Below are 9,232 nucleotides of genomic sequence, written 5' to 3'. Positions count from 1 at the left end.
GCACGCCGGAGCCGGTCTGCAAGAGGCGCGTCCCCATCTCCTTCGAAATCGCCCATTGGCAATAAAGATATGCCGCTTCCTTCTTGGATGAGCCTTCCGTTACGCCAATGCCGTCGCCGAACGTCGGAGCAGCCTGTGCGGCCGGTCCTTTCGGCATGACGCCGTAACCGACCTTGCCGACCACGCGCGACTTCTGCGGGTTCTCAAGCGGTGGTGCGAAGCCGATACCGTCAAGCCACATCGCAACCTTGCCCTGCAGGAAACTCGACTGGCATTCGGCCCAGTTGAATCCGGTCACGCCGGGAGGCGCTGATTTGGTCATCAGACGCTGGTACAACGCGGCCGCCTCGATCGCCTCGGGCGTATCGGTCTGCAACGTCCCGTTCTCCACAGTGCTCTTGCCGTAGCCGAGCATCAGGCTCGCCCAGACGGGCGTATTGGCGTTCTTCATGCCGCGGGCAACAAAGCCATAGGTACCGCTATCTGCATCGGTAAGCTTTTCAGCCGCCGCGACCAGCTCGTCGAAGGTCTTCGGATATTCGACACCCTTGGCTGCGAAGAGATCCTTGTTCCAGTACACGATCCAGTAGTCGACCGAAAATGGAAGCCCGCCAAAACGGCCATTCTGGTCCTTCGCGAAGGCAAGACCGGCCTCGGCGAAGTCGCTCTCGGTCAGACTCGGCTCGGTGAGGCTCGGATCCTTGAGGAAGGGGGTCAGGTCGGCAAGCCATCCGCCCTTTTCAAACTGGCGTTTCTGAACGTGGTAGCTGATGTGGATCACATCGAAGCTGGGCTTGCCGGAGGTCAGTTCGATCACGGCTTTCTGGCGCTGCTGTTGCTCCGGCGTCTGCTCGGAATTGACCTTGATACCGGTCAATTCCTCGAACTCCTTTTGATACTTCTGCAGAATGTCGCCGCGCGGGCTCTTGATCAGATTGACCTCGAGCGTCGTTCCGGCAAATCTCTTCCAGTCGACATTGGCGAATGCAGGCTTCAATCCGGTGATGCTTGCGGCGCCGAGCGCCGCCGATCCGGCCAGGAATTGCCGCCTTGTCGGCTTCAAGAAGTTCATGCTCATTGTTTCCTCCTCGTGTCGTTCTTCCAAAGCGGCAACTCCCATTACCGGCGTCGGACTTTCAAACCTTCAGTGCAAGGTTCCTCGCATTGTTGATATGCACGGCGATCGCATCCATCGCCGTTTGCGGATCGCGGGTCTCTATGGCTGTCAGGACCGCAAGATGCTCGCGCATAACCGGAATGACGCGACCGGTAATACGAAATCTCTCCTGGTTGATGAGCCGCATCTTGATCGCATTTATCCGATAGGCCCGTGAAATAATGCCGTTGTCGAGCGAATCGATGATCGTCTCATGCAGATTCCAGTCGATGGCCTGGGCGCGCAGTTCAAGTTCCGGCGTCTCCCTGGTCTTGAGCGCTTCCTCAAGCGTGTCCTCATGTTCTTTGCGCAAGGTCGCCAGGAGTTCGCTAGAGGCTGACACGCAGAACACTGCAATGGCCTCCTTTTCCATGAACAGCCGAAACTGGAACGCCTCGCGAATGAGGTTAATATCGATATGCGCGATCTGGATGCCGCGTTGCGGGATGGTCCTGACCAATCCCTCCGCCTCAAGCCGTGGCACCAGTTCGCGGATTGCACCAAGCGGCATTCCCGTCATCGCCACGAGCTGCCGCTGCGAGACGAACTGTCCCGGACTGATATCACGCGCCAGGAGATGCTCGGTGAAACTCGCATAAGCCTTTTCTCGCAGTCTTACCGGTTCATTGCCATCATCCATAAGCGCTCTCCGTGACGAAACCCCGGCCCCCTTGTTACGCGGCCGCAGCAACAAACAAGCGGTCGAAAATGCCGTTGACGCGCCTGTGGTCCAAATCCGACAGAGCCTCCAGCGGTGCCCGCGCCCGGCGCCAACCATCGTCTGCGGTATGACGCGCAAGGATCGCTTTGACAGCGGGCACAACCGGGAACTTCAGAATCTCTTCGACGGCTTCGATGACGGCCGGATCGTCCCTCCCCTCCTCGATCAGCGGCAACAACCGATCCGGATAAAGATTGGCCATGCCGGATATCGATCCTTCAGCGCCGAGCCGCACAGCCGCGGCAAGGGTGCGCTCATCGCCAATCAGGATGGCAAGATCCTTGTGCTTTTCAAGCAGCGCTTGCGTATAGGTAAAGTTTCCAGACGAATCCTTGACCCCGGCGACCACCAAGGGGAAGGCTTCGCGCAAACGGCTGACAAGCTCGACCGAGATCTCGACGGCCGTAACGGAGGGAATGTTGTAGATGATGATCCCGCGTGCCCCGGCGCCAATTTCGTGGAACACTGCCGAGAACCAGTCGAAAAGCCCGTCGTCGCTGACATTCTTGAAATAGGATGGCGGTGCGAGCAACACCCCGCGGCAGCCGGTGTCAAGAGCCACCCGGCACTGGGCGGCCGCATCCACATAGGCATTGGCCATCACGCCGACAACGATCTGCGCTGGGGCTATGCCTCCTTCGACAAATGCGTTGATCACGCCGACACGCTCATCATAACCGATGGATGACCCCTCGCCGGTTGTTCCAAAAAGGGTGACGCTGCGGCAGCCATTGTCGAGGCATTGACGCGCATGCGCCAACGCCTTTGGCAGATCGATCCGCATCGCCGCGTCGAAGGGCATGGTCAGTGCCGCAGAAAGCCCAAATCGATCACTCCGGGGCACGTGCTTCTCCCAATCCAATTGTTCACTAAGGACATACTAACATGTCAGATGAAAGTCAATCTGTCCATCCTGACTTTTTACTAGGTTGCCATTGTTAGGGCAGTACCCAGTAGTTGTCTCAGGAAAGGAAGATGTCCAACTCGGATTTTGTTGGCGCGCCGATCCTGCCGCCAAAGCGGGAGCATTTGATCGCGGCAGCCGCGCTGGCAAAACGCATGATCTGGAAGATGGGATAGTTACGGGCAAGTGCCCAGGCGAATGTGCCGTGAAAAACGTCTCCGGCCGCGAGCGTATCCACCACGTTGACCTCGAAGGCGGGCATGTGGCGTATCTCCGCCTCAAGTCCGTCGTACCAGAATGAACCCCTGTTTCCGGCGGTCACGGAGATGAAGGCACCGTCGCGCCCATAAAGGGCAGCCAATGCAACTGTTGCCTTTTCCGGATCGCTTTCACCGGTAACAATTTGTGCGGCGGGCTCGGAAGCAACGATATGCGAGGCGAGCGGTAACAGCATCTCCAATGTCTCAAGCGATGCGGTGTCCGCGTCGAGAACGCCATGGATGCCGGCCTCGCGCGCAGCCTTCAGGACCTTTGCGGCGCCAAGCGGCCAGCGAACATCCGTCATGACCACGTTGAACGCGCCTGCGGCAACCGGCGGAATCGCATCGGGAGCGGTTAGCAATCTTGCGTCATAGTAAGGCACAATCATCCGCTCGCCTGCCGCATCCACGAATATCGACGAGAATGCCGAGTGGGCGTCTGCGATCGTGCGGACATGCGAGCAATCGACGCCCTCCTCGGTCAGTTCACGGACGGCCCGCCGGCCACTATCGTCCTTGCCCGTCGAGGCGAAGAGGGAAACGCTGCCGCCCAGCCGTGCAATGCTGGCCGCGGCACTTGAGGCCATCCCGGCGGCAATTTCAACTGCTTCCAACGGAATATACTTCCCCGGCCCCGGTGGCAGCCTGTCGAGGCGAAAGATCGTATCCATGGTGAGCGCGCCGACACAGAGAATTTTCGGACTGGTTTCATTGGCCATGGATGGAACCTTATAGATGGAGCTTGACAACGATCGTACCGCCAAAGACTGCCCGGAGCACGGGCGACATCAGTTAGCGTCTTGAAAGCCTGCTTGGCAACAGGGGTCGCGCGCTCGTCAACCCTTGGAGGTAATTGACTCTTCGCGTCGAAACCGGAGACACTCAGCCGAGTTTCGCATCGAGGACTCGCGAGAATGAAAGAAACCACATTGAAGCCGGACGTTCATGCTCTTTTCGACAGGCGAACAAATTCGGTTCAGTATGTGGTCGTGGACCCGGCGACGAGGCATTGCGCAATCATCGACCCGGTGCTGGATTTCGACGAAAAATCGGGCTCGACGGCGACGCTGAATGCCGATCAGATCCTCAACTACGTCGAAGCGAACGGGCTCAAGGTCGAGTGGATCCTGGACACGCACCCCCACGCCGACCACTTTTCCGCCGCCCAGTATCTCAAATCGAAAACCGGCGCGCCAACGGCCATTGGCGAGCATATCGTCGAGGTACAGGAACTGTGGAAGAAGCTCTATAACTGGCCGGATTTTCCCGCGGACGGGTCGCAATGGGACAAGCTTTTTTCAGCGGGTGAGCCCTTTAATCTAGGCGCGATGACGGCAAGCGTCATGTTCTCGCCCGGCCATACACTGGCTTCCATTACCTATGTCATCGGCGATGCGGCCTTCGTCCACGACACGATGTTCATGCCCGACAGCGGCACGGCCCGGACGGATTTCCCCGGTGGCAGCGCTGAACAATTGTGGCAATCGATCGAGGCGATCCTCGCCTTGCCGGACGAAACGCGGGTTTTTGTCGGCCACGATTATCAGCCGGGCGGGCGCGAGCCGCTGTGGGAAAGTACGGTTGCTGCGCAGAAGACCACTAATACGCACATAGCCAGATGCCGGACCGCAGCCGACTTCGTTGCCATACGGACAAGCCGCGACAAGACACTGCCAATGCCGCGGCTGATCCTTGCCGCCTTGCAGATCAACATCAACGGTGGACGGCTGCCGGCGCGTGAATCCAACGGCAAGCGTTACCTGAAAATTCCGCTCGACGCGCTTGACGGGGCAAAGTGGGACTAACGGAGCGCCCTGATCGCCATGGTCTCGTGCGGTGATCCGGCTGTCGGCGCATGATCGCCATATTGAGCTGATAAATCGCTTTTCGGCGATCCCCGATATCGAAGGGTCCGCTACGCTTTTGAGCGAACCCTTCCCCTTCACCCATCAAAGGTCGTCAGGCAACTGCGTGGTTCGCGATTCGCTCGAGCGCACGGACGAGACCCGAATGGTCAAGGCCGCTGTCGCCATTGGCGGCGCAACTGTTGAAGAGCTCCTGGGTGGACGCTGTGTTCGGCAGGGATACGCCAAGCGATTTGGCGCTTTGCAAGGCGAGATTGAGATCCTTCTGGTGCAACGAGATGCGGAAGCCCGGATCGAACGTGCGCTTGATCATGCGATCGCCATGGACCTCGAGGATGCGCGAGGACGCAAAACCGCCCATGAGCGCTTCGCGTACCCGCGCCGGGTCCGCCCCTGCTTTCGATGCCAGAACCAGCGCTTCGGAGACAGCCTCGATGGTCAGCGCAACGATGATCTGGTTTGCAACCTTCGTCACCTGGCCGTCGCCGCAATCGCCGACAAGAGTGATGTTCTTGCCCATCAGCTTGAAGAGCGGCAGCGCCCGGTCGAACGCCTCCTGTGAGCCACCGGCCATGATGCTCAGCGTTGCGCCCATTGCCCCAACTTCGCCCCCCGAAACCGGGGCATCGATGTATTCGCTGCCGGTCTCGCGCACTTTCTTGGCGAACTCCTTGGTTTCGATCGGCGAGATCGAGCTCATGTCGATGACGAGCTTGCCCGGCTTCAATCCGTAGACGACACCGTTCTGTCCAAAAAGGACATCCTTCACTTCGGGAGTGTCGGGGAGCATGAGGATGATGATATCGGTCTTTTCGGCAAGCGCCCTGGGGCTTTCGACGATCTTCAGACCATTGTCGATCAGTTCCTGCTTTGGTGCGATGAAGAACTTCGACGTGTAGACATCGTGTCCTGCGTCCTGCAAGTGGCGCGCCATGGGCGTACCCATAATACCCAACCCAATGAAACCTATGTCAGCCATTTCCTTTAGCTCCTCATCCTGATGATGTCCGCCTGCCGGCAGGCTGCTGACATTTCGTTCAGCCAGCCAAGCCCGTGTTGCGTTTGCGTTTTTGGTTTGTATTCGCAGCCGATCCAGCCATCGTATCCGGCTGCATCGAGTGCTTTGAAGACGAAGGGATAGTTGATCTCGCCAGTTCCCGGCTCGTGGCGGCCGGGATTGTCCGCCAGCTGGATGTGGGCAATCAGGCGCTTATGCCGCGCATAGGTCGCAACGAGCTCGCCGCGCATTCGCTGCTGGTGGTAGAGGTCATACTGGATAAAGAGATTGTCGCTCCCGACCGCCTCGATAATCGATGCAGCTTGCTCGACCGTGTTGAGATAGAAGCCTGGAATGTCGTGATCGTTGATCGGCTCGATCAGGAGCCGGATGTCATATTTGGCAAGTTCCCGGGCGGCCAAGCGGAGATTGTGAACGAAGGTCGTGCGCAGTGCATCCGCAGACAGGCCGTTTGGTGCGATGCCCGCGAGGCAATTGATCTGTCTGCAGCCGAGAGCCGTCGCGTAATCGATTGCTGTCGCCACGCCGCGGCGAAACTCATCAATGCGGTCTGGCAGAATGGCAATGCCACGCTCCCCGGCTGCCCAGTTTCCGGCCGGCAGGTTGTGGAGAACCTGGACGAGGTTGTTGTCGGCGAGAACCTTCTTCAGTTCTTCGACGTTATAGTCGTAGGGGAAGAGATATTCGACAGCTTTAAACCCTGCTTCGCTTGCGAGCGCGAAACGTTCGAGAAACGGCACCTCATTGAAAAGCATCGTCAAATTGGCGGCAAATCCAGGCATTTGTGCCTCCTGAAAAGAGTTCTTCGTAAGTTTCAGTCGAGATATGCGGCGACCGCTGTCGGCACATCCTCGTTGCGTTCGGCAAGATCCTCGAATTCGACGACTGCGTTGATATCGGGTCCCATGGCAACGTTGGTCACGCGTTCGAGAATGAATTCGATAACGACCGGAACCCTATGTTGATCCATCAGCGCCTGCGCTTCCTTAAAGGCGTGTGCGAACTGATCGGGGCTGCGAACACGGATCGCTTTGCAGCCGAGGCCTTCTGCAACCGCGACGTGATCGACGCCGTAGCCCTTCTCGGCATCGCCCCCTGCGTTGATGTTGTCGAAGGCAAGGCTGACTTCGAAATCCATGTCGAAGCCGCGCTGCGCCTGTCGGATCAAGCCGAGATAGGAGTTGTTCACGACCACATGCAGATAGGGCAGCTTGTGCTGCGCGCCGACCGCGAGCTCCTCGATCATGAACTGAAAGTCGTAATCGCCCGATAGCGCGACGATCGGCCGATCTGGATCGGCTGCACGCACGCCGAGCGCGGCCGGCAGGGTCCAGCCAAGCGGGCCCGCCTGACCGCAATTGATCCAGTTGCGCGGCTTGTAGACATGCAGGAACTGGGCGCCGGCAATCTGGCTGAGACCGATCGTCGTCACATAGCAGGTCTCGCGACCGAACACCTTGTTCATTTCTTCATAGACGCGCTGTGGCTTGAGCGGCGTCTGGTCGAAATGGGTCTTGCGCAACATGGTGCGCTTGCGCCCGCGGCATTCTTCCGCCCAGGCGGACCAGTCGCGCATTTTGCCTGCCGCCTTCCATTCGGTCGCAACGTCAAGGAAGAGCTTCAGGGCCTTGCCGGCGTCCGAAACAATGCCGAAATCCGGTGCAAAAACCCGGCCGATCTGGGTCGGTTCGATGTCGACGTGGACGAATTTGCGCCCTTGCGTATAGGTTGAGACATTGCCGGTATGGCGATTGGCCCAGCGATTGCCTATGCCGAGCACGAAATCCGAGGCCAGCATCGTCGCGTTGCCGTAGCGATGCGAAGTCTGCAAGCCGCACATGCCTGCCATCAACGGATGATCGTCCGGGATGGTACCCCATCCCATCAGCGTCGGGATGACCGGAACGCCGGCAATCTCGGCAAATTCCACCAGAAGATCGCTGGCGTCGGCATTGATGATGCCACCGCCGGCAACGATCAGCGGCCGCTCGGCTTCGTTGAGCATCGCCAGCGCCTTTTCGACCTGCGCCCGCGTGGCCGCAGGTTTGTAGGCATCGAGCGGCTGATAGGTGTCGGGATCAAACTCGATCTCCGCCAGTTGGACATCAAGCGGCAGATCAACCAGCACCGGACCCGGCCGGCCCGACCGCATGATGTGGAAGGCCTTCTGAAAGACATAGGGCACGAGGCCCGGCTCCATGACCGTTACCGCCCATTTCGTTACGGGCTTGGCGATCGAGGCAATATCAACAGCCTGGAAGTCTTCCTTGTCGAGGCGCGCGCGCGGTGCCTGTCCAGTGATGCAAAGGATCGGGATCGAATCGGCAGAGGCGGAATAAAGCCCGGTGATCATATCCGTTCCCGCCGGCCCGGATGTTCCGATGCACACGCCGATGTTGCCGTGCTCGGCCCGGGTATAGCCCTCGGCCATATGTGACGCGGCTTCGACATGGCGCGCGAGGATATGGCGGACACTGCCGCGCGCCTTCAGCGCCGAGTAGAACGGGTTGATGGCCGCGCCCGGTACGCCAAAGGCGCAATCGATCCCCTCCTTTTCCAGGATAAGGACTGCAGCATCGACGGCACGCATTTTTGTCATTGTCATTCCTCCATATTCAATGAGATTGTAATCCATTAATCGCACTTCTCAACACAAATTTGGAAATCATTTCCATGATACGGAAATAAAGATTTTCAATAAAACTGGAAAAATAAGCAGCGCGCAGCTATGGCAAGTGAAGGCAGGACAAAACGGGACTCTTAAGGATCATGGCTTTGCAGGGCGCGTCATTGAAGGGAAAACGGGGCCGCAAGGCGAGCGAAACTGCGCCGCCACCTTCGGTCCAGGTGCTGGATCGCAGTCTCAATCTTCTGAGCATCATTGCCGATGCCGACGGCTCGACACTGATGGATCTCGCCGAGCACACGGGCATGGCACCGTCAACGGTCCACCGCCTGCTGACCTCGCTTGCCAATCACGGCATGCTGACCCATGACACCGAATCCGGCGACTGGACGATCGGCGTGCGCGCCTTCGAGATCGGCAACGCGTTTCTGCGCTATCGCAAGCTTGGCGCGATCAGCCGCCCATATTTGAAGCGGCTCATGGATGAATGCGGCGAGACCGCCAATGTCGCCATTGAGGATGAAGGTGACGTCGTCTTCATTTCGCAGATCGAGAGCCATGCACCGATGCGGGCCTTCTTTCGTCCCGGGCGGCGCGGGCCGATCCATGCCTCCGGGATCGGCAAGGCAATCCTCTCGACATGGTCGGACACAGACATTGCTCAGGCCCTGTCCGGCAAGAC

Annotated in this window: 9 protein-coding genes; 2 read left to right on the top strand and 7 right to left on the bottom strand. The window is 58.8% G+C overall.

From position 1 onward, the window contains the following. The 4 genes from AAAB35_RS27845 to AAAB35_RS27830 form a co-directional block, all read right to left on the bottom strand. On the bottom strand, positions 1–1,078 hold a 1,078-nt coding region (locus AAAB35_RS27845), incomplete at its 3' end, for a sugar ABC transporter substrate-binding protein (RefSeq protein WP_340671579.1). 58 nt (positions 1,079–1,136) lie between these two features. Then, the gene (locus tag AAAB35_RS27840; protein WP_340671578.1) at positions 1,137–1,796 is read right to left on the bottom strand and encodes a GntR family transcriptional regulator; all 660 of its coding nucleotides are present in this window, start codon (positions 1,794–1,796) and stop codon (positions 1,137–1,139) included. Positions 1,797–1,830: 34 nt separating this feature from the next. Then, positions 1,831–2,721, bottom strand: a complete 891-nt coding sequence (locus AAAB35_RS27835; RefSeq protein WP_340671577.1) for a dihydrodipicolinate synthase family protein — start codon at positions 2,719–2,721, stop codon at positions 1,831–1,833. Positions 2,722–2,839: 118 nt separating this feature from the next. Then, the gene (locus tag AAAB35_RS27830) at positions 2,840–3,760 is read right to left on the bottom strand and encodes a PfkB family carbohydrate kinase (protein WP_340671576.1); all 921 of its coding nucleotides are present in this window, start codon (positions 3,758–3,760) and stop codon (positions 2,840–2,842) included. A 195-nt stretch (positions 3,761–3,955) separates the two neighbouring features. Between AAAB35_RS27830 and AAAB35_RS27825 the strand changes: the two genes are divergently transcribed. After that, positions 3,956–4,846 (top strand): MBL fold metallo-hydrolase, encoded by an 891-nt coding sequence (locus tag AAAB35_RS27825; RefSeq protein WP_340671575.1) that lies wholly within the window; start codon positions 3,956–3,958, stop codon positions 4,844–4,846. A gap of 154 nt (positions 4,847–5,000) precedes the next feature. Here AAAB35_RS27825 and AAAB35_RS27820 read toward each other — a convergent pair whose 3' ends face one another. The 3 genes from AAAB35_RS27820 to gcl are packed head-to-tail and all read right to left on the bottom strand — an operon-like array spanning position 5,001 to position 8,523. After that, the gene (locus AAAB35_RS27820; protein ID WP_340671574.1) at positions 5,001–5,885 is read right to left on the bottom strand and encodes a 2-hydroxy-3-oxopropionate reductase; all 885 of its coding nucleotides are present in this window, start codon (positions 5,883–5,885) and stop codon (positions 5,001–5,003) included. Positions 5,886–5,890: 5 nt separating this feature from the next. Then, a complete protein-coding gene (gene hyi / locus AAAB35_RS27815) occupies positions 5,891–6,706 on the bottom strand; it encodes a hydroxypyruvate isomerase (RefSeq protein WP_340671573.1) in 816 nt (271 codons plus the stop codon). 32 nt (positions 6,707–6,738) lie between these two features. Next, a complete protein-coding gene (gene gcl / locus AAAB35_RS27810) occupies positions 6,739–8,523 on the bottom strand; it encodes a glyoxylate carboligase (protein ID WP_340671572.1) in 1,785 nt (594 codons plus the stop codon). A gap of 170 nt (positions 8,524–8,693) precedes the next feature. On the opposite strand from gcl, the gene AAAB35_RS27805 reads away from it, so the two are divergent. Continuing rightward, the coding region (locus tag AAAB35_RS27805) for an IclR family transcriptional regulator (RefSeq protein WP_340671571.1) at positions 8,694–9,232 on the top strand (539 nt) is incomplete at its 3' end.

This window comes from Phyllobacterium sp. (genome assembly GCF_037994425.1).
In the GTDB taxonomy this organism is placed as follows: Bacteria; Pseudomonadota; Alphaproteobacteria; order Rhizobiales; family Rhizobiaceae; genus Phyllobacterium.
Note: the sequence above shows the minus strand (reverse complement) of the source record. Positions and strands in the feature narration are given on the sequence as shown.